The sequence below is a fragment of the Paraburkholderia sp. BCC1876 genome (genome assembly GCF_902833695.1).
Classification (GTDB): Bacteria; Pseudomonadota; Gammaproteobacteria; order Burkholderiales; family Burkholderiaceae; genus Paraburkholderia.
The window spans coordinates 71,682-96,325 of record NZ_CADFGI010000005.1; the positions used below are offsets into that span (position 1 = coordinate 71,682).

The window sequence follows — 24,644 nt, forward strand, 5'->3', positions numbered from 1 at the left end:
TATATAGCCTCCTGTCTTATTCAATCGTTACCGGTATCGCCCAGATAGTCGGCTTCAATATCCGCCTGCCCACCACCCGCAAACGTCCAGGGCTTCACCTCGGCCGAATCCTGTTCAAGCGCCCGCAAATTCACATCCTGCTCACTGGACGTAAACACCGGCACCGTCTCCCCCAGATCATTCGTGCGCGCCGACAACATCCGACCGGAAGGCAGCTTCAATTCATAAGGGTGGTGAATCATCGGCGCGCCGTCCGTTTCGCTTTCCAGAACGTACTGCGCCTGATACGGCGGTCTGAACATCGGCAAAAGATAGGACTCACCGCCCGGCCCCTCGAAGCTGTACTGACTGCCCTTGAAAGAGATCTCGCCGGGCGCCTGAATGTTGACCTTGCCGCCAGCTAACTCGATATAACCTTCGCCAGACGACAGCCGGATGCCGTCCAGCGCCGCGATATCGACTTTCCCCTTGATTGCCAGCAGCTTGATCACCCGCTCGGCGATCAATTCGATATCGTCGTCGTGAGCCTGAATCCGGACGGGCCCCTTGGCGGCGAACAAATCGATTCCGCTGCGCTGTGCGAACAAACTGATCTTCTCGACCGCACCCGCAATGAACGACTTTCCCGTCGCCACGAAAGTACTCAGGCCACTCGCGAGATTGATGTGCCGATCGGCAGTGGTATGAATGGAAGCCTCGCTCGAAAACCCAATGTGCTCCGGGCTTCCGAGCGCCAGCAGCGGTTTGGCAAACACATTCGCATTGCCGGTGCCGCCACCGGCTGTCCGCCCTCCCTTCGAAGTGCCTGACACGCTGTGCCGCGTCGCATCGGAAAAGTCTTTCAGTTCCTGATGCCCCGGTTTCAGGCTTTCGGCCTGAATCTGTTCGCTCGCGTCGGCCAAGGTTTCGAGCAGACTTGCCGAATTGCCGAGTTGCTCCTGCGTCTCGCGCGCATCGAGCGGCTGGCTGCCCGACGGTTTCGCATACGTGCTCACATACAGGCCGCGATTGGCTCGTATCGCACCCCATGCATCGGTTTTCAGGTCGAAGCCGGAGCCGAGATAGTCGCCGCGTGTATTGCCGCTCTGATCGATCAGGTAGCCTATTTGCAGCAGAGTTATGCCGTTGCTGCCGCTATTCAACAATTGAGCGCGTGTCTGGCCCGTCGCATCATCCATGACGAAGTGACTGAAATCCGAGCCGTGATATTCCTTCGACCGGTAGCCCGAAAGAATGCCGTTCGTGTGCCACGCCGGACGCACCGCTCCGTTGTAGACGCGATGGACAGCAAGCGGTCTGTCGCAATCCCCGCCGACGTGATCGACGATTAACTCTTCGCCTACTCGCGGCACATGCACGCCGCCGTAACCCGCGCCGGTATCGGCCTGCGCGGCACGAATCCAGCATGACGCGCCCGCGTTGCCGGGGTTGTGCCGGTCCCACAAAAACACCACCTTGATACGGTTCAGTTCGTCCGTGTAGACCTCTTCGCCCTTCGGTCCGACCACAATCGCGGTCTCGAGATGCATCACCGGTTTCTTATGGTCGAACGGGCTGCGATACGGCACCGTCGTACGCTGCGCTTCGATCTCGACCAGACAGCATCCTTCACTGCCGTCGAAGTGACGAATCTTCAAGGACTCGTCGTCGGTGCGTCCCGCCATCGCCTGTTTCAACTCGCGTTTCAGACTGTGCGGATAATCCTGCTCCTGACGCGAGACGGGCAGATTGTTCTCGAGGTAGCGCCATACCTTGAGCGCAACGAATTGCCGCTGCTCTTCCGGCTCGCGATCGTGTTCGGGATGATCCACCAACTGGAAAACGCGGCCCGCATCGATACCGGGCAGACCGCCCACGCCATGAAACCGCTTCGCGCGCGACTCCCATTCTTCGACACGAATCTTCGACAGCGCATGGCCCCGCTCGCTTTCCCGGTACGTGTACGAGCCGGTGTAGTCGAAGATTTCGGCTTGCCGCGGCAACGCACCCTGATTCGGGCGAGCGTGAACAAGCGTGCCTTTCGGACGGGACGGACTGGGCGGATTCTTGTAATCGGAGGTACGTGTCGCATACGCGGCGCTTTGCAGCGTGCGCGAACCCGTCCACAGCGTGAGCGCGTCGACGTCGCTGCCGCATCTATCGGATCGGTAGTAGCGCACGGGCGCGATCTCGTCGACGTACCGAAGATTGTCCGTAATAACGAACGTATGCGATTGCCCGTCCGCGCTGTACCGGAAGAATCCGTATAGCCCCTCCGACTCCATCAGTCGGTGGACGAAATTCCAGTCGGTTTCGCTCTGACGGCAATACGACAGCAACGGCAAGGATCGCGATAGCGCGAAGGTGAATTTGCCCTGCGCCTGCGGGTGCTCGTTGAATACGTCGCTGAGGATGTCGTCGACGGATCGGTCCTGCCAGATCCGCATGTCGCTGCGCAAGCGCAGAAAATGCAGCCATGACGCGACGCTAATCTGATAGCTGGTCAGATCGCCGTTAGTACCGAGTCGCCGGAAGCGATGAACATAGCCGTTGATAGGCAAATAGGATTTGTCGGCCTGCTGAATCCAGAGCGTCATCGGCTGAGACATCAGCTTCTTGAGTTCGATATCGCTATCGACCGAGACCATGTCGATCGTGACGCTGAAATCGCGACCGAGTTCGGCAACCGTCACAGCCCGGCGTGGTAATAGCGTGTTGGCAGGCAGCGACGGAATATCCGTTTTTAGCAGTCGCTCGTGCTGGATCAGATCGCTGCGAATGGCCTGAATCAAATCGGTTAGCTTCATTCTCTATGCCCAATTTTTGTCTCCCTCGGCTCGCGCTGCCAACGCTAACGGGCCAGAAGGCGCGATTCTACGTAGGACGCGATGACGAAATTGATGAGGCAAAGATGAGAAATTTCAGAAAGCAACCTGATTCAATGCATAACGAATATCTAGCCTATTTCCAGGCCTCAAATGAAAAAAAGCCACGCCTGAATCAGGCGTAGCTTTCTCATTACAGCAATACTTTTTTATTCTCTACCGATTACTTCGCTACCGGCATCGTGAATTCCGCACCCTTCGCGATGCTATCCGGCCAGCGCTGCATGATGCTCTTGTAGCGCGTATAGAAGCGCACGCCCTCTTCGCCATAAGCATGATGATCGCCGAACAGCGAGCGCTTCCAGCCACCGAACGAGTGCCACGCCATCGGCACCGGAATCGGCACGTTGATGCCGACCATGCCGACCTGAATCTGCCGGCCAAACGCGCGTGCCACGCCGCCGTCCGACGTGAACAACGACACGCCGTTGCCGAACTCATGCGCGTTGATCAACGCGACCGCGCTCGCGAAATCGGGCACGCGTACCACTGCCAGCACCGGGCCGAAGATCTCTTCCTGATAGATCTTCATTTCGGTCCCGACGTTATCGAACAACGTGCCGCCGATAAAGAAGCCGGCCTCATTCGCCACCGGATGCGTGCGCCCGTCGACGATCAGCTTCGCGCCTTCCTCCACGCCCGAAGCGATATAACCGGCCACCTTGGCCTTATGTTCAGCGGTCACCAGCGGGCCCATCTCCGCATCGAGATGCTCGCCGTTCTTGATCACCAGCGACTTGACGCGCGGCACCAGCTTCTCGATCAGCGTATCGGCGACATGGCCGACCGCCACCGCCACCGAAATCGCCATGCAGCGCTCGCCCGCCGATCCGTAGGCCGCGCCGATCAACGCGTCGACCGCCTGGTCCAGATCTGCGTCCGGCATCACCACGAGGTGATTCTTCGCGCCGCCGAGCGCCTGCACGCGCTTGCCGCGCTTCGACGCTTCCGCGTGAATGTATTCGGCAATCGGCGTGGAGCCGACGAACGACAGCGCCGCGACGTCCGGGTGCTCGATCAGCGCGTCGACCGCCACCTTGTCGCCGTTCACGACGTTGAACACGCCGTCGGGCAGACCGGCTTCCTTCAGCAACGCCGCGATACGCAGCGATGCGGAAGGATCGCGCTCGGACGGCTTCAGCACGAACGTATTGCCGCAAGCCAGCGCGACCGGGAACATCCACATCGGCACCATGACCGGGAAATTGAACGGCGTGATGCCCGCGACCACGCCGAGCGCCTGACGCAGATTCCAGTTGTCGATGCCGCCGCCGATCTGGTCGGTGAAGTCGGTCTTCAGCAGGTTCGGAATGCCGCATGCGAACTCGACCACTTCGATACCGCGCACCACTTCGCCTTGCGCGTCCGTGAACACCTTGCCGTGTTCGCGCGTGATCAGCATGGCAAGTTCGTCGTGATGCTGGTTCAGCAATTCCTTGAACTTGAACAGAATGCGCGCGCGCTTGAGCGGTGCGGTTTCACTCCAGGCCGGGAATGCGGCTTTGGCGGCCTGCACGGCGGCGTCCACTTCCTCGACCGAAGCCAGTGCAACCGAACCGGTCACCCTGCCGGCGGCCGGATTGAACACGTCCTTGAAGCGGCCGCTGGTCGCCGCAACCGGCGCGCCGCCGATAAAGTGGCCCAACTGCTGCACCGACAGCTTCGCCTGCTCGTTCACTGCATTCATGTCCTTACCTCGGGTTCGGGATCGGCCGCGACGCAGGTCGGGTTCCCGGCCGCAGGCAAAAAGATCAGGCTGAGTCGCGCCGCGCGCGAGCGGTGTTCCGCTCGCCGGCAGGCTCGCCAAGACTTGCAAACTGTATCGACGGCGCCGGTCGGATTCCCGATACAGCGCAATAAAACCGCGCCTCACTGTATTGTTTTTTGTGCGGCAACTGTATTGGTCCGGCAGGTGTGCCGGCTGGCGAAATCAGCGCCAAAGCTCCGTCAGCTCGTTGGCCAGCACCATCTTCTCGCGAACCCGTTCGATGAACGCTGTATCGGTCGCGCCGTGCGCCTTGAGGAACTTCAGCGCGGCGGAGTGAACGGTACGCATGGACCGTCCGTCGATGCCGGTAATGCGCGACGCGCTACGCCGCGTCTCGTCCACCAGGTCGCGCGCGCTACTGAAGTCGGGGGACAGACCGCTGTGCGTCTCGAACGCGGCGCGCAAGCCGGCCGCGTAGTCGCGCGACGGCCCGAGTTGGTCCATATCGACCAGCAGATCCACGCCGTCGGCCATCCGCAACGCGCAAAGAATCCACAACGCGACGAAGGCCCGGTACGCGTTATGGGCTTCCGCGCTGCGCGCATATTGTTCGCACGCCAGCGCGTACGCATCGTCCGAGGTGGGCGCGACGGGCGGCAGACTTACGCCGCAGACGGCAATCGCCTCCCTGACCAGCGGGTCCGTCTGATTCAAACCCAGCACGCGAAACGGCGCCGCGACAAAAAATGCATTGCTCCATTGCTGACTGAGCAGCCAGCCCGACGCGAACTGCGACGCGGGATTGCGCAACACGCCCACATGCATGGCTTGCGGAAAGGCCTGCTTCAGCCACGGCAAGCGGCCCGATGAACGGCAGAACTTGAAGACCGGCACACGTCTTTGTTCGAGCGTACGCTCGGAAAGATTGCGCAAATAGGCCTGCAACGCGGGGAATTCCGCATCCGGTGCGATGGCGAAACGATCGATGCCGAAGCGCTTTCTATATCCCTCGACACCCCGCGCGCCTTCGTGAAGAAACGGCCGGTATTCGTCGAAATACGGCGCGGCGAGCGGCGGATGACCGGATGTCAGCGTGGGACGCGACGCGGCAACATCCGCGAGGCTCAGGTCCGCGAGCACGTTGCTGAGCGGTTCGTAGAAACCGGTTGCCGTGTCGAGCGCGCGCAGGCGCGACCAGACCCACGTTCCCGCGCTACGCCAGCCCGTATGCAGAAATACCCCTTGTTTCAGGGGATTTTCTTGCACGGTAGCGTCCGGTTGCACGGCCGGATCGTTCGATGAAGCGGCGCCTGACGGATTGGCTGAAGACGACATGAGACTTCTCTTCCAGTAAAAGCGGCAGCGAGGCGATGGAAAATGGACGCGGCCTGCGCCGCTTCAATCCTGGCGCCCACTTTAGCGGGTCAAGCTGTCGACCGCGTTACAGAAGCATCACTTTACCTTGCAACGCCGGCCGTGCATGTCGGGCGGTGCAGGCAGCACGGCGGTGGAAACCGTGTGTCCAAAACCGCTAAAACGGTTTGAAGCCCTTTGAAAGGCTTTAAGCTGCCAGATTCCAGCATTCAACCATCGCCGATATGAACGATTCGACCGATATCCGTTTCCTGCTGACCATTCGCGACAGCGGCAGCCTGATCGCCGCGGCGCGAAAACTGGGGCTATCGCCGTCGGCGGTGACACAGCGTCTTCAGCAACTCGAAAAGAAGTTGGGCACACAACTGGTGAACCGCAGCGCGCGCCGCCTGCAATTCACGGAAGAAGGCACCTTGCTGTGCGAACGCGGCGCCGAACTGGTCCAGCAGTTCGACGCCCTGTTCGACGATTTGCAGATGCGCCGCGGCGGCCTGATCGGCACGCTGAAAATCAACGCGCCGCTCGGTTTCGGCCGGCGCCACCTCGCGCCGGCGATTGCGGCCTTCCAGCAGGAGAATCCGGATATCGACGTAGCGCTCACGCTCTCCGATCAGCCGTTGACCGAGACGATGGATCGCTTCGACATCGTCGTGCATATCGGCGAGCTGCCGGTGTCGAATCGGGTCGGCTATACGATCGCGCCGAATGCGCGCTTCGTCTGCGCAGCGCCCGCGCTGATCCGCCGCGTCGGTGCGCCGGCGTCGCCCGAAGAACTGAGCCGGCTGCCCTGCATCGTGCTGCGCGAGAATAACGAAGACGTCACGCTCTGGCAGTTCAGCAAGGGCCGCGCGCGTCACAGCGTACGCGTGGCGCCGCGTATGAGCTGCAACGACGGCGACGTGATCCGCCAGTGGGCCTGCGAAGGTCGCGGCGTGATCTTGCGCTCGGAGTGGGATGTCGCCGACGACCTCGCCAAAGGCAAGCTGGTGCGTTTGCTGCCAGGCTGGAAAACGCCGGATGCCAACGTGGTCGCGCTCACGCACCAGCGCGCCGGACTGCCCGCGCGCACCCGTCATTTCATGCAGTATCTGCAAGGCCGTTTCAGGCCGCTGCCGCCGTGGCGGCGCTGAATATCAAAGCACGGTCGCCAGGTTGCATGATCGCGCGAAGATTCAGTCTGGCTGAATCTATGAGTAAAGCCGGCTAAACGCCACGGTGCCGATGCAAATCTATAATCGGTTCACACTCAAAGCCGGGCACATCATGACCGACACATCCGCACCCGCCGCCTACCCGAAAGCGGTGCTCTTCGACCTTCTGACCGCGCTGCTCGACTCGTGGACGTCGTGGAACCACGCCGCCGGGTCCGAAACAACCGGCCGGGCGTGGCGGGCCGCCTATCTGCGTCTGACCTACGGCTGCGGCCACTACGTTCCGTATGAACAACTGGTGCGCGACGCGGCCAAGGAAGTCGGCCTGCCCGAATCCGCGCCGCTCGCGCTCGAAGCCGACTGGCTGAAGCTTGCGCCCTGGAGCGGCGCCGTCGACGCGTTGCAGGCGCTCGCGCCGCATTGCAAACTCGCGGTGGTCACCAACTGCTCCGCGCGCCTCGGCAAGCAGGCCGCGAATCTGTTCCCGGTTCACTGGGACGCCATCGTGACCGCCGAAGAAGCCGGCGTGTACAAACCCGATCCGCTGCCCTACCGGCTCGCCCTCGACCAACTCGGCGTGCAAGCGCACGAAGCCGCGTTCGTCGCGGGCTCCAGTTACGACATGTTCGGCACCGCCGCCGTCGGCTTGCGAACATACTGGCACAACCGCGTCGGCTTGCCGCTCGTCAGCGGCGCGCAGCCGCCCGAGATCGAATCGCCCACGCTCGATCTGCTGACGCCGTGGCTGCGCCGCTTCGGCACGAACTGAACTCACGCTTTTCACTGGTGAAAACATGAAACTCGACCATATTGAAACGCCCGCCGCGCTGATCGACGTCGCGCGCATGCAGAAGAACATCGCCCGCATGCAGGGGCAGATGAACACGCTGGGCGTGGCGTTCCGCCCGCACGTGAAGACCACCAAATGTATCGACGTGGTGCGCGCGCAGATCGCGGCCGGCGCGTGCGGCATCACGGTGTCCACGCTGAAGGAAGCGGAGGCGTTCTTCGCGGCCGGGGTCACCGACATTCTGTACGCGGTCAGCATGGTGCCCGCCAAGTTGCCGCGCGCGTTGGCGCTGCGCCGTCAGGGCTGCGATCTGAAGCTGGTGGTGGATAACCCGGGCGCCGCATCGGCGATTGCCGCGTTCGGCGACCAGCACGGTGAAACGTTCGAGGTGTGGATCGAGGTGGACACCGACGGACACCGCTCCGGCATCACGCCCGAACAGGACACCTTGCTCGTCGTCGGCCGGATTCTGCATGAGAACGGCGTCAAGGTAGGCGGCGTGATGACGCACGCCGGTTCCAGCTACGAACTCGATACGCCCGAAGCGCTCGCCGCGCTCGCGGAGCAGGAACGCGCGGGCTGCGTGCGCGCGGCGGAGCGGCTGCGCGAAGCCGGCATTGCGTGCCCCGCCGTCAGCGTGGGCTCGACGCCGACCGCGCTGGCCGCCGCGCAACTGGACGGGGTGACCGAAGTGCGCGCCGGCGTCTACGTGCTGTTCGATCTGGTCATGCACAACGTCGGCGTGTGCGCGCTCGACGACATTGCGCTGAGCGTGCTCGCCACCGTGATCGGCCATCAGGCGGACAAGGGCTGGGCGATTCTCGACGCGGGCTGGATGGCGTTGAGCCGCGATCGCGGCACCTCGAAGCAGGCGCACGATTTCGGCTACGGCCAGCCGTGTTTGCTGAACGGCACGCCGCTAGCCGGGTACGTGGTGAGCGGCGCGAATCAGGAGCACGGGATACTGTCGTCGACGTCGAGATCAACGTCGGCCGCAGCACACACAGGTTCCGCCGACGACATCACCCAGCGCTTTCCGCTCGGCATGAAGCTGCGCATTCTGCCGAACCATGCGTGCGCAACCGGCGCGCAGTTTCCCGAGTATCACGCGGTGACGCCGGACGGCGCCAGCGTGGAATGGCGACGCTTTCACGGCTGGTGAGGGGCTCAGGTACGCCCCTGTCACGCCGTGATCAGAACTGGTGCTGAATACCGGTTGTCACCACCAGTTGCCGGCGCGTACTCGACGGACTCACACCATAGATCTGCGCGACGGCATGCCGCCCCTGTTGCGCGACGCCGATCAGATAAAGCGTCGTGCGCCTGGACAGCAAATACGAGGTGCCGAGGTTGATCTGATCCCAGCCCGGTTCCGCGTTGCCGGTCCCGCTGCCCGAATAACTTCCGTTCGTACGGATGTAGGCCAGTCCGGTTTGCCACGCCGGCGTGACCTGCCACGTCAGGTTCGCCTCGTAGTTATCGAGCGTCAACGCGGTGGCATCCAGATAGCGATACTGCGTTTTCGAGTACATGCCGCCCAGCGTGAGCGCGCCGAAGAACCGGTACGACGCTCCCGCCAGCCAGATGCGCTGCCGTTTCACCCCGGCCGTGCTGGCGATGCTGGTTGAAAACGTATTCTCATAGTCGTCGTACACGCCGGCGCCCGGCGCGCCCAACGCGCCGGCCGGTTGCGCATCGGGCCGGTCCGCCTGCAGAAAACCGATGCCGGCCGCGAACGGCCCGTGAGCATAAGCCGCCCCCGCGCTCATCATGCGATTGTTCGCGAAGCCGCCCGAGCCGTCCGTTGCAGCGGCCTGATTGCTGAAGCCATAGGTCGCGCCAAAGCTCAGACCCGCAAATTGCGGGCTCGCGTATTTGACCGTATTGCTGACCTTGAAACTCGCGTTGGTGTTGTCCGCGTCGCCGACATGAGCGCCGACGTAGCCGGCCCATGTTTCGTTGGTGGCGAATCCCGAGACGGTGTCGATGGTCGTGTCCCATTGCCGGCCTATCGTCAGCGTGCCGAACCGGTCGTCGGCGAGGCCCAGGTAGGCGACGTTGAACGCGCGGCCCGTGCCATTGCCATTCTGAATATTGAATGGACTCATCAGGCGGAAGATCGCGTGCGATCCGCCGCCCAGGTCTTCGCTGCCGGTCATGATCCAGCGTGAGGCGGTCAGTTGCCCGCTGGTGGTGGACCAGTCGGCATGGCCGCCGCTGTTGTTCGCGTACAGCACGCCTGCGTCGATAATGCCGCTCAAGGTCACGCGGCTTTGCGCATGCGCGGCGAGAGGCGCGCTTAACAGCCATGCACAGGACGCGGCGACGAGCGTCACCCTCACGGCTCTTTCTCGTGATTTCAAAGTACTCTCCAGATCCAGGTGTATCGGTTGTAGTTTTTCTGCTGACGGCGCCGCCGTGGTCGCGCTTATGACCCGGGCGGCAGTCTCAAGACGGTGCGAAAGCCGATGTGATTGGTGCCCATCGTCACGTCCTGCGCGTGACGCGCGCTGGGCCGATAGCGTTTGCAATAGATCGGCGAACACAGAAACGAGCCGCCTTTAATGGTGCCGAGTTCGGTGCTACGCGCCTTGGCGACCAGCGCGTCTTCGAGATCGACATCGGGGTTCGGCGGCGGCTCGTTCGCCTGCTGCGCGTGGTTCTGCTGCCACGGGTCCTTCACCCATTGCCAGACATTGCCGACCATGTCGTAAAGGCCGTAGCCGTTGCCCGGAAAACAGCCCACCGGCGAGGTCGACACAAAGCCGTCTTTCGCGGTGTTCTGAAACGGGAAAGCGCCCTGCCATGTGTTGGCCATCAGCTTCGCGCGGATCTCGAAGGTGTCGCCCCATGGGTAAGTGGTCGAGGTGCCGCCATGCGCCGCGTACTCGTATTCCGCTTCGGTCGGCAGATCGCGGCCGCGCCACTTCGCATAGGCCAGCGCATCTTCGTACGCGATATGCACGACCGGGTGATTGGCGAGCCCGTCGATCGAACTGTCCGGTCCCGTGGGATGCCGCCAGTCGGCGCCCGGCACGAAATGCCACCATTGCATCGCACTGACCAGCAGATCTTTCGGCGGCAGGAACACCGTCGAGCCGGGGCGCGTCATCTGCGCCGGCAACGACGGATAGCGCTTTGCATCGAGCCCGCGTTCGGCGAGCGTCCGGTAACCGGTCGCCGCGACGAAGCGGGCGAACTCCGCGTTCGTCACGTCGTATCGATCGATCATGAAGCTGCCCACTTTCACGGGCCGTGCCGGCGCTTCTTCCGGATAGCCGCCATCCGAACCCATCACGAAGCTGCCGGCCGGCACACGCACCTGATCGTTCTGTTCCGACGCCGGCGGCAAGCCGTTGAAGGCCTTGCACGCCGGCAAGCTGCCGAGCCGCACGGCCGGCTGCGCGGCGGTGGCCGCAGTGGCCGTGGTGGCCGCAGCCGCCACCGCGGGAATCCCTGCCGCCGACACCGCCAGAGTCAGCACGACGCACGCCGCCGCCCCATACCGCACGATCGTTCCACGGACCTGCCTGCTCATGCCAACGCTCCTCAGTAGTCCGCGCGCGGATAGGACGTATCGCGCCCGGTCTCGACGACGTTGTTCTGCTGCACGTACTGCGCCCACTCGGTCAGCATCTGCTCGAGAACTTCGGGACGTTTCGCGGACAGGTCGTGCAACTCGCCGCGGTCGTGCGCGAGGTCGTACAACTGCCAGTGCCCCTTGCCGTTGTCGTAGGAATAGACGAGCTTCCAGTTGCCCTTGCGCAGCGCGTTACGCCCCATCAGTTCCATGCCGTACACGTAGTCGTCCACGTGCACGCGTTTGCGCTCGCCGGTCAGATACGGTTTCATCGACATGCCCTGCATCGGCAAGACGGTGTGGCCGTGGAACTCAATGCCGGGCTGCTTGATACCGGCGAAGTCGAGAATGGTCGGCGTCAGGTCCTTGACGGTGAGCACCTGCTCGCTCTTGCCGGCCTGAACATGCCCCGGAAACGACACGAACGCGGGAGAGCGAATGCCCCCCTCATTGGTGTACGCCTTGAAGAGGCGGAATGGTTGCGCGCTCACCTGTCCCCAGGCCGGTCCCTCGAACACGAACGAATTGGCGCGGCCAATATTGGCGAGTGAATTGTCGAAAGTCTGCGTAATCCATTTCGCGTTACCGTCGTCGAGGTCCCATGCATTGCCTTCCGGACCGTTGTCCGACAGAAAGACGATCAGCGTGTTGTCATACTGGCCGCTCGCTTTCAGATAGGCGATCAGCCGACCGACATTGCGGTCGAGATCGCCCACCAGCGCCGCGTAGGCTTCCATGGTGCGGGCCGAGCGCGCCTTTTCGTCAGCGCTCAAGGCGTTCCACGGCTTCGTGCCTTCAGGCAGCGGCGCGGGTTGCGCGTCCTTCGGCACCAGCCCGAGGCGCTTCATCTTGTCGATGCGGCGCTGCGCGATCACGTCGTAGCCCACGTCGTACTGGCCGCGCACCTTCTGCAACTCGTCGTCCGGCGCCTGCAGCGGCAGATGCGCCGCCGTGTAGGCCGCATACGCGAAGAACGGCTTGCCGCCGCGCTGCGAGTCCTGCAGGTAGGCAATCAGCTTGTCGGTGTAGTTGCGCGACGAATAGAAGTCGGCCGGGAGGTCGATCTTCTTGCCGTTCTCGCGATAGGTCGGCTCCGGCGCGTCCGAGGCGATCGTCATGACCTTCTGTTTGAAATGCGACGCGCCGCCGTTCATCAACGCATAGGAGCGTTCGAAGCCGCGCTGGTCGGGTCGCATGCCGTCGCTGCCGCCCAGATGCCACTTGCCGGCCATCACCGTCCAGTAGCCGGCGTCTTTCATGATCTCCGGCAATGCCGCCACCCGCTGATTCAGGCCGCCTTCGTAGCCGGGACGGTTGATCTCTTCGGGCGTCAGATGCGGTGTGATCATCTCCGCCATATTGCCGACGCCGGCCAGATGATTGTCCATGCCAGAGAGCAACATCGAACGGGTGGGCGAACAGGTCGGCGCAACGTACATCGTGTCGAGCAGCCGGCCGTGCGCGGCCAGCGCATCGAGATTCGGCGTGGCGATCTCGCTGCCGAATGCGCCGAGGTCCGAACGCCCGACGTCGTCGGCGAGGATCAGCAGCACGTTGGGACGCGCGACAGGTGTCGCCGCGGGTGTCGCGGCGGGCGTCGATGCCGCCGCCGCCGCCGCGGCCGCGTCCGCCGCGTGCGCGAACGGCATCACAACCGTGCACGCGCCGCCGACAAAGGTTGCTGCAAGGATAGTGCGAAAGCTCATTTCTTCTCCGTCATTGATCCGTTACCCACGATGTCTTCGTAACCTGAAAATCAAGGCCTGTTCCTAAGCGGCGCCGAGACGAACCGGCTCACGACCAGGCTCACCACCAGGCTCACAACCAGGCCCACAAACCGGCCTCACAACCTCGATCGCCCCAGCCGCTCGAACGCGGCACGGTCGCGTCGTTTGAGCGTTCTCGCCGCGATCACACCGGCCACGGCGAACAGCGGCAGCAAGCCGGTCAAGGCGTAGGACACGCCCACGCCCGCCCCCGTCAGCAGCGGAAAATTCACGATCGCCAGCACCAGCACCACCGCGAGAGCAACGCCCGACAGCACCGGCAACACGCCCACCCGCATGACCCCGGCGTCGCCACGATGGTGGCGTCGGAAGAACACCACCACCGCCGCCGACGACAGCGCCATCAACGCGATGATGCAAAGCGTCGCCACGTTGGTGAGCCAGGAGAACAGCGTCAGCACCGGATCGGCATGCGCGACGATGAACACCAGTACGACCACGGCGGCGAGCGCCGTCTGCAGCAGCGAGCCGACGTGCGGGCTGCAATGCACGCGATGCGTGCGGCCCAGCACTTGCGGCAGCAAACCTTCACGGCCGGTGGCAAAGAAGTAGCGCGAGGCGGAGTTGTGAAACGCCAGCAAGCCCGCATACACGCTGGTGATGAAGAGCACGCTCATGGCCGCGGTCAGGGTCTTGCTGGCGTAGTGATCGGATAGCGAATAGAGGAAGGTGGTCGGATCGCTCAACGCGGTGAGCGTCTTGACGATCTTGTCGCTGCCCGCGCCGATCACCATGCACCACGCGGAGAAGGCATAGAACACGCCGATCAGCAGCACCGAAATGTAGGTCGCCAACGGCACGGTGCGTTGCGGGTCTTTCGCCTCTTCGCTATAGATGGTGGTCGCTTCGAAGCCGATAAAACTGGCGAAACAGAACAGGAAACCGATCGCCGGCGTGCCGCTCATGAACGTATGCGGCGCAAACGACGCCGCATTGATGCCGCTGTCGCCGCCGCTTTTCAGAATCGCCAGATCGAGGATCAACACCACGACGTATTCGCCGAACACCAGCAGCGAGAGCACCTTCGCGGACAGATCGATCTGCCGGTAGCCGAACACGCCGATGCTCGCCATCGCCGCAAGCGAGCAGATCCACCACGGCGTATCGAGGTTGAAGTGGGTCTTCAGGAAACCCGACGCGACCGCGCCGAACATGCCGTACAGCCCGATCTGCATCGTGTTGTAGCCAAGCAGCGCGATCAATGCGGCCGCCCCGCCCGCCGTGCCGCCGAGGCCGCGCGCCGTGAACGCGTAGAAGCCGCCCGCGTTGGTCACGTGCCGCGACATCGCCGTGTAGCCGGCGGAAAACATCAGCAGAATCGCCACCGTCGCGACCAGCAACGCCGGTGTCCCCGCGCCGTTGCCGAGCATGATGCCGATCGGAAAACCGCCCGCGATCGCGACCAGCGGTCCGGCCGCCGAGATCACGAAGAAAATGATGAAGCCCAGTCCCAGCGCGCCCTTACGCAATTCGGTGGACGGTGCCGGTTCAGCGACGATGCTCATGCTTCTTTCTCCAGAATGGTCCTTCGTCTGCATCGCGAAGAGGTCGTGCGCAGTGCAAGTGTTGATGCACTGTAGAAAGCCAATAATGTCGAGCGGGAGCACAAATCGGCAACGCGGCGCGAATCTGGGTTTACGCCTAGACGTCGGCTTGTGCATCGAAACGGGACGTGAGAGATCGAACGGGACGCGCGCCGGCGCGCCCGCATGCGGGCGAGGTACGGCAGTGAACGGAAGAGCGTCGGAAATGATCGGGCGCGATGGGGCGCCATGGGCCGCGCCGTCATGCGGCCCTGAACACGCGCAGCGCGCTAGCTCAAACGCGGCGTCTGCGAAGGCAGTTCGCCGAACAGGTCGCGATATTCGCGGGCGAAATAGCCGAGATGAGTAAACCCCCAACGACAGGCGGCGTCGCCGATCAGGAGCTGCTCGGCGTTCGTCGTGCGCAGCAGCCGATGCACCGCGTTCAACCGGATCGAGCGTAGATATTCGACGGGCGTGACGTTGGCCACGCGTTGAAAGCTGGTTTGTAACGTACGGCGGCTACAGCGTAGCGCGCGGCACAGATCGAGCACCGTGATGGGCTGCTCCGCGTTCTCCTGCAGGATGCGTTCGCAGCGCCGCACAATATCGCTATACGTGGTGTGCGTGAGGTCGCGCGGCGGGGTGTGCGAGGCACTTTCGATCAGACCGATCAGCACGCTCACCATCTCGTCGCGGAAAACTTTGGTGGCGCCCGGGTGCGCGAATGCGGCGGGATTGCCTTCGGCGGCGTCGAGGAAAGGGGCGAGCCGCTCGCGCAGCATCACGCCCTGCGCGTCGGACAGCGCGAGCACGCCACGCCTCGCCTGCCGGCCCGCGTGCTCGCCCACCGCGAAGCTCAACAACTCTTCCATCAGCTCGGCGCACACGCTGATGCCGGCGTAGTGCATCGACTCCGGCGTGTAGAAGCGGAATTCTTCACCCGCCCCCAGCAACAGGAGCGCGTAACCATCCACCCGTTGCCCCTGGAACGTGCCGACCAGCGGCGCATACAGCGGCACGGCAATCGAAGCGAGACCGGCCGGCGACACGCCATGCTGCGCCACGCGGCGATTGGTGGTCTCGCGAAAAAAATGAAAATCAGTCGAACTCGCCTGCACGAGCGTGCTCTGGAAACGGCCCGGCGTCATCTGCCGGTAGACCTGTTCCCAGCCGCTCACGGCAAGTGAATGATCGTGCACGTCGGCCAGCGTACTGATCCGGAAGTCCATGTCCCCTCCCGCCTACTCTGAACAGGCTACATTCATACGATGACGGCCCGGCCTGTCATAGCGGACGCCAACCTGGACGCAAACGGCGGCCGCCACACGCGGCGCCGCTGCTGCAAATGAAAGCGCAATGTAATTCCAGGCTGGGCGATACGGCGCGAGTTGAACACACCACACCGCGAGGACGTTGCCGCGGATTCCCTCTCGTTGCGCGCTGCGCCAACCCGGAATGCACCTGTGCATTCTGCAGCGCGCGCCAACACTTGACCAAGTCAATTATGCAAATTTCACTTCATCGAAACCTGCCGCCAGCGCGCCGACCAAGGCGTCGAGTTGTTCGGCCTGCACGACCAGCGGCGGCGACAGGATGATTTTCGTGCCGACCGGCCGCACCAGCGCGCCATGCGCGCGCGCCACTTCGGCCACCGCGTTCGCATAGCCGGAGGTCGGATCGATCGGCTCGCGGGTCGTTTTCGACTTCACCAGATCGAGCGCCACCATCAGGCCCTTGCCGCGCACGTCGCCGACCGCCTCGTAACGCTGCGCGAACGGCCGCAGCGCCTCGATCAGATGCGCGCCCTGTTGCGCGGCATTGGCCGGCAGATTCTCGTCTTCGACGATCTTCAGGTTCGCCAGCGCCGCCGCGCACGCCACCGGATGACCCGCGTAGGTGTAGCCGTGCATCAACGCGCCGGTGAAGGTGGCGTTACGCATGAAGGCCTGCTCGATCCGTTCGTTGAACGCGGTCGCGCCGAGCGGAATGTAGCCGGACGAAATGCCCTTCGCGAAGCACATGATGTCGGGTTTCACGCCCCAGCCGCGACTGCCGAACAGACTGCCGGTGCGGCCAAAGCCCGTGACGATTTCGTCGGCGATCAGCAGCACGCCGTACTTGTCGCACACTTCGCGAATCAGCGGCCAGTAGTTCTCCGGCGGCACGATCACGCCGCCCGCACCCTGTACCGGCTCCGCGATAAATGCCGCCACTGTGTCGGGGCTTTGGAAAACGATCTCGCGCTCCAGCATCTCGGCGCAAATACGACCGAGTTCAGCCGGGTCCTGCGTGAACGGATTGCGATACAGCCACGGCGTTTCGACATGAAAACAGCCCGGCAGATTCGGCTCGTAGTTGCGGCGAAACACGGTATTGCCGTTCACCGACGCGCCGCCGAAGTGCGTGCCGTGATAACCCTGTTTCAACGAAATGAACTTGGTGCGATCCGCCTGACCTTCCAGCTTCCAGTATTGACGCGCGAGCTTCAACGCGGATTCGACCGCATCCGAGCCGCCCGAACTGTAGATCACGCGGCGCATGCCTTCCGGTTCGAGCATGTCGATCAGCCGCATCGACAGTTCTTCCGCGCGCGGATGCGAGATGCCGTCGAACAACTGGAAGTATTCGAGCTCGTCCAGTTGACGCACGATCGCGTCTTTCACTTCGCGCCGGTTATGGCCGACGTTGACGTTCCACAGTCCCGCCACGCCGTCGACGAGCCGGTTGCCGCGATCGTCGAACACATAACAGCCGTCGCCGCGCACAATGCGGATCGGCTCGCGCTGCTGCATTTCAGCGGGATGCTGCATGGGATGCCAGAAGGCGGATTCGTTGGTGCTCATAGGACCTACTCCATGAAGTGCGGATTGCTTGTCGTGTACGGATGCTGGTGTGACGCTCAATGCGCGATACACACCGATTTGGTTTCGGTGAAGCCTTCAATCGCGTACTTGCCGAATTCGCGGCCCATGCCCGATTGCTTGAAGCCGCCGAACGGCATGGCCGGGTCGAGCGGCACATGGCAATTCACCCACACGGTGCCCGCATCCATTTGCGGCACGAGGTTCATCACCGTCTTGAGGTCGTTGCTCCACAGGCTCGCGGCGAGACCAAAGGGCGTGTCGTTGGCGAGGCGCAGCGCGTCGAGCGGATCGTCGAACGGCACGATCGCGAGCACCGGACCGAACACTTCGTCGCGCAAAATCGCGGCGTCGTGCGGGACGTCGGCGATCACCGCCGGGCGCACGTAATAGCCCGGCAGATCGACCGGCTTGCCACCCGTGAGAAACGTCAGCCCGGCAGCCTGCGCCCGCGCGATGTGCTGCTCCACCCGCTCGCGATGCTGCGCGGACACCAGCGGATTGATCTGCGCGTTCGGGTCGAGGCCGGCGCCGAGCGTCATCGCACTGGCGACAGCGGCGAGACCGTCGGCCACCTGCCGGTACTTGCTGCGATGCACGTAGATGCGCGAGGCCGCCGCGCACACCTGCCCCTGGTTGAAGAAACCGCCCGCGAGCGCGCCTTGAACGGCCTGTTCGACGTCGATATCGGCCAGCATCACCGCCGGATTCTTGCCGCCGAGTTCCAGCGAAAAACGCGTCATGTTCTGCACCGCGGCCGTGCCGACCAGCTTGCCGGTCGGCGTGGAACCGGTGAACGAAATCTTGTTGATACGCGGATGCGCAGCCAGCGCGGCGCCGCATTCGCGCCCGCCCGTCACGACGTTGAAGACGCCCGCGGGCACGCCCGCTTCGAGCGCCAGTTCGGCCAGCCGCAGCGCGGTCAATGGCGTTTCCGGCGACGGTTTGATCACGATGGTGCAGCCTGCCGCGAGCGCCGGCACGAGCTTCCAGACGGCGATCATCAGCGGGAAATTCCACGGCACGATGCCCGCCACCACGCCGACCGGCTCCTTGCGCGTATAGGCCGTGTAACGCGTGCCGGGTGGAAATGGAATCGACACGTCGAGCGTTTCGCCGGTGATCTTGGTCGCCCAGCCCGCCATGTAGCGCACATATTCGATCGTCGCGCCGACTTCCACCGCGCGGGCAATGTTGATCGACTTGCCCTGATTCAGCGTTTCGAGTTGCGCGAGGTCTTCGGCGTTGGCTTCGAGCAGGTCGGCCAGACGCAGCAGAATGCGTTCGCGGTCGGCGGGACGCAGACCGCTCCACACCCGGGTGTCGAATGCGGCGCGTGCGTTGACGACCGCGCGGTCGACGTCGCTGGCGTCCGCATCGGCGACCGTGGCGAGACGTTCGCCGGTTGCCGGATTGAACACGTCCAGACGCCGGTCCGAATGCGCCGCTTGCTGCGTACCGCCGATAAACAAACCGAAATCGCGTTGCACGAACGCGCGAACCGCGTCGCTGACGACCACCGTTGCATCGTTACTCATATCCTGGGTCTCTTGTTGGTGTTGCGCGTGACTGTGACTGCCTGAATGCGTGACTGTGTTGCTGTGGGATCAATGTAGTCAGGCCCGCCCATGCAGCGTTAGCGCAAATCGGCAGGCCGTCCGTGCGGTCAGGGAAAACATCTAGCGAGGCTTGAGTTCGTGCGTTCATGGATTCATGCCTTCAGGCAGGCCTCGAAAGCGTCGCGACGCGCGAACAGACGCTCCGGCAACAGCACCGCTTCGGCCGCGTTGATCTGCATCAGCAGCGCGAAGCGCACGCCGTCGCTATGGCCGACAATCGCGCAGTTCGCTTTCACGAAGCCACGATTGAAACGCGGATCGCCACCCAGAATGTCCACGTCGTCGTGCAAGCCGACGCAGCGCGCGCCGTCGACAATGTTCCAGCTATCGGGCAGGCGCAGCAGAATGTCCGACACGTCCTCTTCGCGTGAAATCACGGCGGCTAGCGCTGAGGGGCGACGCTGGAACCACCGCTCGTCAGGTGAGCCATTGGCGCGCTGCACGGCGAGTGCCGCGACCGCGTAGAGCAGCATCGGCTCGGCGCTCTCCGTGCTTTCAAAAGTCCCGACTGGCCCGCGCGGTTCATCGCGCAAGCTGCGTCGCAATTCGCTGTCGATCATGAACCCGGCCTCCTCACAGAAACAGCGCGCCGATCATTTCCGTGCGGCTCGACACGCCGAGCTTGCGGAACATGCGCAGCAAGTGGGTCTTGACGGTCGGCTGCGCGAGCGCGAGATCGCGCGCGATCTCCTTGTTCGACAACCCGTTGCGCACCAGCCGCGCGATCTGCTGCTCACGATGCGTGAGGGTCGGACGAAGCGCCGTCTCGGACTCGGCGCGCGTGTGCGTACGCATTGGCCGCTGATCGCGCAACGCGGGCACGAGCGCGGCTTCGAGCAGCGGCTGTATGGCCTGCGCGCGTTGCTGGTCGTCGTTGGAAAAAGTGTCCGCGGGCGCCATGCGTAGCAGCGAAAACGCCGCCGCCGGACGCGCGCCATCGCGCAACAGCACTTCCATCACGTCGACCACCTGATGCGGATTCAGAAAGCGCCGCCAGTACACCGAACCGCCACGCGCCGGTTCGGGCAACGCGCCCGCCAGCGTCAGCACGCTGCCCGCATGCCCTGCGAAGCGCGCGGGATGCATGGGATCGAGCGCGCAATAACGCTGCAGATACATTCGATGCATCGCCTCCGCCATCCCGAAGAGTTCGAAGCCCGACGGCTGATGGTCCGCGCCGACCCAGTAAAACACCGTCGCGGAGGGCCGCACCAGTTGCGCGAGCGCGTTCACGGCGGCATCCAGCGCGGGCAGAAAAGCGCCTGTCCGTGCGGCTTCGTCGCGGATCAGATTCAGCATTACGCGCTCCCGGTTCGCCAGCTCGAACCCATCGTACGAATGGGGGTCGGTGCCGCGTGAGCACGAATCGGCAAATCGATGCGGCTCATCGTGTTCACCGAGCGTGTTCACCGAACCCGCGGACGATGCTTGCGTTGTCATCCTTTTGCCTGATTTCGCACCGCCGCCAGCGTGCCTAGACTCTGGTTTCATGCTTCACCTCCTCGCCTCCGCGAATTCAACTCAACACGACAGTCATAAGGAACCCCATGTCCGAACAACGCACGGTGGTCATCACAGGCGCGGGCACCGGCATCGGTGAAGCCTGCGCCCGTCTTTTCGCGGCACGCGGCGCGCGCGTGGCGCTGATCGGCCGGCGCCGCGAACCGCTCGAACGGGTGGCGCGCAAAACCGGCGGCCTCGTGCTCGACGGCGACGCCGCCAGCAGCGCCGACTGGGCCCGCTTCAACGCCGCGATCAAGGCGCAAGGCGGCAGCGTCGACGCGCTGATCGCCTGCGCGGGCGGCTTCGGCATGGGCCGCGCCACCGACACCGACGACGCCGCGTGGTCCGCCGCGATGCGCGCCAATCTCGACACCGCCTTCGTTGCCGCGCGCGCCTGCCTGCCGGATCTGATCGAACGACGCGGCGCGATCGTGCTGGTGGCGTCGATCGCATCGCTTGCGGCCGGCCCGGCCGTATGCGGCTACACCACATCGAAGCACGCGCTGATCGGCCTGACCCGTTCGCTCGCGCGCGATTACGGCCCGCACGGCGTGCGCGTCAACGCCGTGTGCCCCGGCTGGGTCCGCACGCCGATGGCCGATGCGGAAATGGCGCCGCTGATGCAGCACTACGACGAATCGCTCGATGCGGCCTATCAGCGTGTCTGCGCCGACGTGCCGTTGCGCCGCCCCGCGTCCGCCGAGGAAATCGCCAGCGTGTGCGAGTTTCTGGCGTCGCCGGCGGCGTCGATCGTGACGGGGGCCACGCTGGTCGCCGACGGTGGTTCGTCGATTGTCGATGTACCGACGCTGGCGTTCGAGCATCTGTGATGCGTCTTTGATGCGTTTGCATGCGCTGGTTAGCGCTCGTGAGCGTTGCTCGCGAGCGCTTCGAATTGAACAACGCCGCCGTGCCCTACCCCAGCACAGCGGTCGACTCGGGCAGCGTCGCGCCGCCGTCGACCACGATGGTCTGCCCGGTGATATACGACGCCGCATCCGAAGCGAGAAACAGCATGGCCGCCGCGATATCCGACGGCTCGCCCAGACGCCCGAGCGGAATGCCCTGTTCGATGCGCCGGTTGTGCGCGTCGTCGCCAAGGTTGTCCATGGCAGGCGTGCGGATCATGCCGGGCTCGACGCCATTGACCGTGATCCTGTGCCGAGCCAGTTCCAGTGCAGCCGCGCGAATGAAGCCGTTCACGCCCGCCTTCGACGCCGCGTAATGCGCGAGCCCAGGATAGGCGACCCGTGGCCCCGTGACCGACGACGTCGCCAGCATCCGCCCGCCGCCCTGCCGGATAAACGCGGGCGTCGCCGCCTGCGCGAGCCAGAACAGCGCGCTGAGATTCACCGCTAACGTGCGCTGCAAAATGGCGGGCGTGATCGCGTCGAACGCGGTGAGCGGGAAATACGCGGCGTTGTGCACGACCACGTCGAGGCGACCGAAATCCGCTTCCACCTCGGCGACGAGGCGCGCGATTTGCGCGTGCTCGGCGAGATCCGCTTCATAAGCGCGTGCCGTGCCGCCCTGCTGCGCGATGCGCTGCGCGGCAGCCGAAGCCGCCTCGCCGCGCAAATCGGCAATCGCCACATCAGCGCCGCGCGCCGCAAACGCCGCGGCGATGCCGAAGCCGATGCCTTGCGCGCCGCCCGTGACCAGCACCGCCTTGCCCGCGAAATCGCGTACCTGTAGCGGCATTTGCGCTGCGCTGTTCATTGCGGGTACTGCGTCACGTTGAGCACCTGCGCCAGCGCGCCGACCGGAAAGTTCGACAGCGTGCCGAACTGGCTGCCCTGGTAGCCGAAAATCTTGCCGTCGGTCTTATTGCGCGCGAGATCGATCATCACCACGCCGAGCGTCGGAATGATTTTTTCGCGCCAGACGAACAGGAACAGATCGTCGGCGATGGCAATGTAATGACAGCGATCCACGTCCGCGAGACCGGCTTCCACGCCCGACAGACACTGCCACGCGTAGAAGTTTTCGTTCAGATAGACGTGCTCGTAGCGTTCGGTGGCGCTGTACGTGTACAGATTGCGCATGCCGATCAGCTCGCGCGTCGGATGATGCAAAGTTGTCTGGGATGAGGCCGCACTGCCCTGCTGCGCAATCCGGCCGTGGCGAAAAGTCGCCTGCACGCTCGTCAGTTCCATGCCGCGTTCGACACGCGTGAACGCATCCGTGCGGGCTTCGCTTTCGTTCGGCAGCGTACCGGTGACCGACGTACACAGTCCTTGCGCCACGTCGAGCACGTAGCTCGTGGAAACCGGTCGCGCGCTGCCGTCGCTTTGCTTGTCGGCACCCGCATCGCCGCCGATGTAATCGACGAAATAGATGCCGTCGCGCACCGACGTGACCCGGCATTCGAATTCGCCGTGTTCGGTCCGCACCACGTCCGCCGACACGAAGGTCAGCGTAACCGCCGGGCCGTCGGCGAAATCGAGCCGCAGCGTGCGGCCGCTCAGATCGTCGACTGGCGAAAGAATGTGACTGTCGGGTGCGAAGCCTTCGGCCAGCGCGCCGACCTGGATGAAAACGGGTTGAGATGTCATGACGGTATTACTCCAGTAGTTCGATGAATAGCCGCGGTTGTTATCCGCCGCAGCGCCTGTGGCTACTGTACGGAGGCCACGGGCGCGGCGGCATCCACCAGAAGGATGACAACGTGCCCGTGGGACGCCGCGCTCAAAGGCTCAAAAGCTTCCAAGCTCACACGCTCACACGCTCATCAGGCATGAAAACCCGAACTCGTCCGCAAGCTCATCGATCAACCCACGCTGAAACGCCTGAAAACGCGCGTTGGGCTGCTGCGCGATGGCCAGATCGAGCATCGGGTCGCTCACCTGAGTACGCACGTCCGCCAGCGTTTCCACGATCGCGTGGCCGCAGAACGGCACATACGCTTCCGAATAGCCGCCCTCGTGGACGATCACGAGCCGGCCGTCGCAATGCCGCTCGGCGGCGTCGCGCATCAACTGCGTCATCGTGCGATAGCTTTCGCTGTGCAGCAGCATGCGCGCGAGCGGATCGACCGCACTGGCGTCGAGTCCGCTCGCCACCACGATCAGATCGGGCTTGAACGCGTCCAGCGCGGGCAGCACGATGCGCTCGAATGCATACAGGTACGCGTCGTGGCCGCCGCCCGGTAGCAACGGCACGTTCAGATTGGCGCCGATGCCAGCGCCCGCGCCGCGTTCGTCCGCGCCGCTATAGCCCGGCGGAAAGCAGCGGTCCTGATGCAGCGAAACGGTCAGCGTGTTCGGATCGTCGTAGTAGATCGACTGCGTGCCGTTGCCGTGGTGCACGTCCCAGTCGATCACCGCGACCCGTTCCACGCGATGCTTGGCGCGCGCCGCTTCGATCGCGACCGGAATGTTGGCGAACAGGCAGAAGCCCATCGGCTTGTCACGCAGACAATGGTGACCGGGCGGCCGCGACAACGAGAACGCATTGCTCGCACGCCGCGCGAGCACGGCGTCGAGCGCGCCAATGGCGAGACCCGCCGACAGCGCCGCGATTTCGTAACTGCCCTTGCCGAACGGCGCGAGGTCGCCGAGATCGCCGCCGGTCGTGTCGCTGAGCGCCTTGAAACGGCTCAGATAGTCACGCGGATGAACCCGCAGCAGATCGTCCTGGGTCGCGAGCGGCGCGCCCTGCATGGCGAGCGTATCGGCGAGCCCCGAGGTCTGGATCAACGCGAGCAGGCGGCGCTTCGAGTCGGGCGACTCCGCGTAGCCGCTGCTCGACGGCGGCTGTACCCAGCCGCCGACCGGGAAGAACAGCGCATGCGTGCCGCCCGTGTGCCAGAAAGTGCGTTCGTCCGTGAAAAAAGCTGTCTTGCTCATGATGTCCGTTACCTGTAGTTCACTTGTGGATTC

The 24,644-nt window shown here is 63.8% G+C and carries 19 protein-coding genes; 4 read left to right on the forward strand and 15 right to left on the reverse strand.

All coding sequences use genetic code 11. The features are described 5' to 3' along the window. Nucleotides 1-20: 20 nt before the first annotated feature. The 3 genes from tssI to HWY05_RS19310 all read right to left on the reverse strand — a co-directional run bounded on the left by tssI (nt 21) and on the right by HWY05_RS19310 (nt 5,907). Nucleotides 21-2,786, reverse strand: a complete 2,766-nt coding sequence (tssI, locus tag HWY05_RS19300) for a type VI secretion system tip protein TssI/VgrG (RefSeq protein WP_176059251.1) — start codon at nt 2,784-2,786, stop codon at nt 21-23. Nucleotides 2,787-3,027: 241 nt separating this feature from the next. After that, nucleotides 3,028-4,551: a CoA-acylating methylmalonate-semialdehyde dehydrogenase gene (locus HWY05_RS19305; protein WP_176059252.1), complete on the reverse strand. Its 1,524-nt coding sequence runs from the start codon at nt 4,549-4,551 to the stop codon at nt 3,028-3,030. Between the two features lie 243 nt (nt 4,552-4,794). Further along, nucleotides 4,795-5,907 carry a hypothetical protein gene (locus tag HWY05_RS19310; protein ID WP_244146649.1) on the reverse strand — a complete coding sequence of 371 codons (1,113 nt, stop codon included), beginning with the start codon at nt 5,905-5,907 and terminating at the stop codon, nt 4,795-4,797. Nucleotides 5,908-6,170: 263 nt separating this feature from the next. Between HWY05_RS19310 and HWY05_RS19315 the strand changes: the two genes are divergently transcribed. The 3 genes from HWY05_RS19315 to HWY05_RS19325 all read left to right on the forward strand — a co-directional run bounded on the left by HWY05_RS19315 (nt 6,171) and on the right by HWY05_RS19325 (nt 9,049). After that, complete coding sequence (locus HWY05_RS19315; RefSeq protein ID WP_176059253.1) at nt 6,171-7,076, forward strand: LysR family transcriptional regulator; 906 nt, start codon at nt 6,171-6,173, stop codon at nt 7,074-7,076. A gap of 133 nt (nt 7,077-7,209) precedes the next feature. Continuing rightward, nucleotides 7,210-7,866 carry an HAD-IA family hydrolase gene (locus tag HWY05_RS19320; protein ID WP_176059254.1) on the forward strand — a complete coding sequence of 219 codons (657 nt, stop codon included), beginning with the start codon at nt 7,210-7,212 and terminating at the stop codon, nt 7,864-7,866. A gap of 25 nt (nt 7,867-7,891) precedes the next feature. Beyond that, entirely contained in the window at nt 7,892-9,049 is a 1,158-nt protein-coding gene (locus HWY05_RS19325; protein WP_176059255.1) for a DSD1 family PLP-dependent enzyme, read from the forward strand. Between the two features lie 31 nt (nt 9,050-9,080). Here HWY05_RS19325 and HWY05_RS19330 read toward each other — a convergent pair whose 3' ends face one another. From HWY05_RS19330 to HWY05_RS19370, 9 genes are all read right to left on the reverse strand, one after another. Then, the gene (locus HWY05_RS19330; RefSeq protein ID WP_176059256.1) at nt 9,081-10,229 is read right to left on the reverse strand and encodes a porin; all 1,149 of its coding nucleotides are present in this window, start codon (nt 10,227-10,229) and stop codon (nt 9,081-9,083) included. A gap of 86 nt (nt 10,230-10,315) precedes the next feature. Further along, nucleotides 10,316-11,425, reverse strand: coding sequence for a formylglycine-generating enzyme family protein (locus HWY05_RS19335; protein WP_176059257.1), 1,110 nt, complete (start codon nt 11,423-11,425; stop codon nt 10,316-10,318). Between the two features lie 11 nt (nt 11,426-11,436). Continuing rightward, the gene (locus HWY05_RS19340; protein ID WP_208459097.1) at nt 11,437-13,173 is read right to left on the reverse strand and encodes an arylsulfatase; all 1,737 of its coding nucleotides are present in this window, start codon (nt 13,171-13,173) and stop codon (nt 11,437-11,439) included. Between the two features lie 137 nt (nt 13,174-13,310). After that, nucleotides 13,311-14,759, reverse strand: coding sequence for an APC family permease (locus HWY05_RS19345; protein ID WP_176059258.1), 1,449 nt, complete (start codon nt 14,757-14,759; stop codon nt 13,311-13,313). A 308-nt stretch (nt 14,760-15,067) separates the two neighbouring features. Then, nucleotides 15,068-16,009, reverse strand: a complete 942-nt coding sequence (locus HWY05_RS19350) for a helix-turn-helix domain-containing protein (RefSeq protein WP_176059259.1) — start codon at nt 16,007-16,009, stop codon at nt 15,068-15,070. A 273-nt stretch (nt 16,010-16,282) separates the two neighbouring features. Beyond that, nucleotides 16,283-17,623 (reverse strand): aspartate aminotransferase family protein, encoded by a 1,341-nt coding sequence (locus tag HWY05_RS19355; protein WP_035556260.1) that lies wholly within the window; start codon nt 17,621-17,623, stop codon nt 16,283-16,285. Nucleotides 17,624-17,679: 56 nt separating this feature from the next. Continuing rightward, nucleotides 17,680-19,179, reverse strand: a complete 1,500-nt coding sequence (locus HWY05_RS19360; RefSeq protein WP_176059260.1) for an aldehyde dehydrogenase family protein — start codon at nt 19,177-19,179, stop codon at nt 17,680-17,682. 173 nt (nt 19,180-19,352) lie between these two features. After that, the gene (locus HWY05_RS19365) at nt 19,353-19,820 is read right to left on the reverse strand and encodes a hypothetical protein (protein ID WP_051980725.1); all 468 of its coding nucleotides are present in this window, start codon (nt 19,818-19,820) and stop codon (nt 19,353-19,355) included. 13 nt (nt 19,821-19,833) lie between these two features. Next, the gene (locus tag HWY05_RS19370) at nt 19,834-20,559 is read right to left on the reverse strand and encodes a LuxR C-terminal-related transcriptional regulator (RefSeq protein WP_176059261.1); all 726 of its coding nucleotides are present in this window, start codon (nt 20,557-20,559) and stop codon (nt 19,834-19,836) included. Nucleotides 20,560-20,807: 248 nt separating this feature from the next. Here HWY05_RS19370 and HWY05_RS19375 point away from each other — a divergent pair, with 248 nt between their 5' ends. Beyond that, complete coding sequence (locus HWY05_RS19375; RefSeq protein ID WP_176059262.1) at nt 20,808-21,593, forward strand: SDR family oxidoreductase; 786 nt, start codon at nt 20,808-20,810, stop codon at nt 21,591-21,593. Between the two features lie 85 nt (nt 21,594-21,678). On the opposite strand, the gene HWY05_RS19380 is transcribed toward HWY05_RS19375, so the two are convergent. From HWY05_RS19380 to HWY05_RS19390, 3 genes are all read right to left on the reverse strand, one after another. Then, a complete protein-coding gene (locus HWY05_RS19380) occupies nt 21,679-22,482 on the reverse strand; it encodes an SDR family oxidoreductase (protein ID WP_176059263.1) in 804 nt (267 codons plus the stop codon). Then, a complete protein-coding gene (locus HWY05_RS19385; RefSeq protein WP_176059264.1) occupies nt 22,479-23,318 on the reverse strand; it encodes a MoaF C-terminal domain-containing protein in 840 nt (279 codons plus the stop codon). The genes HWY05_RS19380 and HWY05_RS19385 overlap by 4 nt, the downstream gene beginning before the upstream one ends. Nucleotides 23,319-23,483: 165 nt before the next feature. Next, nucleotides 23,484-24,611 (reverse strand): class II histone deacetylase, encoded by a 1,128-nt coding sequence (locus HWY05_RS19390; RefSeq protein ID WP_176059265.1) that lies wholly within the window; start codon nt 24,609-24,611, stop codon nt 23,484-23,486. Nucleotides 24,612-24,644 lie beyond the last annotated feature (33 nt).

Bases quoted from the DNA above. Each gene is read 5' to 3' on its own strand.
- tssI (WP_176059251.1), bottom strand. From the start codon at position 2,786: ATGAAGCTAACCGATTTGATTCAGGCCATTCGCAGCGATCTGATCCAG.
- HWY05_RS19305 (WP_176059252.1), bottom strand. From the start codon at position 4,551: ATGAATGCAGTGAACGAGCAGGCGAAGCTGTCGGTGCAGCAGTTGGGC.
- HWY05_RS19310 (WP_244146649.1), bottom strand. From the start codon at position 5,907: ATGTCGTCTTCAGCCAATCCGTCAGGCGCCGCTTCATCGAACGATCCG.
- HWY05_RS19315 (WP_176059253.1), top strand. From the start codon at position 6,171: ATGAACGATTCGACCGATATCCGTTTCCTGCTGACCATTCGCGACAGC.
- HWY05_RS19320 (WP_176059254.1), top strand. From the start codon at position 7,210: ATGACCGACACATCCGCACCCGCCGCCTACCCGAAAGCGGTGCTCTTC.
- HWY05_RS19325 (WP_176059255.1), top strand. From the start codon at position 7,892: ATGAAACTCGACCATATTGAAACGCCCGCCGCGCTGATCGACGTCGCG.
- HWY05_RS19335 (WP_176059257.1), bottom strand. From the start codon at position 11,425: ATGAGCAGGCAGGTCCGTGGAACGATCGTGCGGTATGGGGCGGCGGCG.
- HWY05_RS19340 (WP_208459097.1), bottom strand. From the start codon at position 13,173: ATGAGCTTTCGCACTATCCTTGCAGCAACCTTTGTCGGCGGCGCGTGC.
- HWY05_RS19345 (WP_176059258.1), bottom strand. From the start codon at position 14,759: ATGAGCATCGTCGCTGAACCGGCACCGTCCACCGAATTGCGTAAGGGC.
- HWY05_RS19350 (WP_176059259.1), bottom strand. From the start codon at position 16,009: ATGGACTTCCGGATCAGTACGCTGGCCGACGTGCACGATCATTCACTT.
- HWY05_RS19355 (WP_035556260.1), bottom strand. From the start codon at position 17,623: ATGAGCACCAACGAATCCGCCTTCTGGCATCCCATGCAGCATCCCGCT.
- HWY05_RS19360 (WP_176059260.1), bottom strand. From the start codon at position 19,179: ATGAGTAACGATGCAACGGTGGTCGTCAGCGACGCGGTTCGCGCGTTC.
- HWY05_RS19365 (WP_051980725.1), bottom strand. From the start codon at position 19,820: ATGATCGACAGCGAATTGCGACGCAGCTTGCGCGATGAACCGCGCGGG.
- HWY05_RS19370 (WP_176059261.1), bottom strand. From the start codon at position 20,559: ATGCTGAATCTGATCCGCGACGAAGCCGCACGGACAGGCGCTTTTCTG.
- HWY05_RS19375 (WP_176059262.1), top strand. From the start codon at position 20,808: ATGTCCGAACAACGCACGGTGGTCATCACAGGCGCGGGCACCGGCATC.
- HWY05_RS19380 (WP_176059263.1), bottom strand. From the start codon at position 22,482: ATGAACAGCGCAGCGCAAATGCCGCTACAGGTACGCGATTTCGCGGGC.
- HWY05_RS19385 (WP_176059264.1), bottom strand. From the start codon at position 23,318: ATGACATCTCAACCCGTTTTCATCCAGGTCGGCGCGCTGGCCGAAGGC.
- HWY05_RS19390 (WP_176059265.1), bottom strand. From the start codon at position 24,611: ATGAGCAAGACAGCTTTTTTCACGGACGAACGCACTTTCTGGCACACG.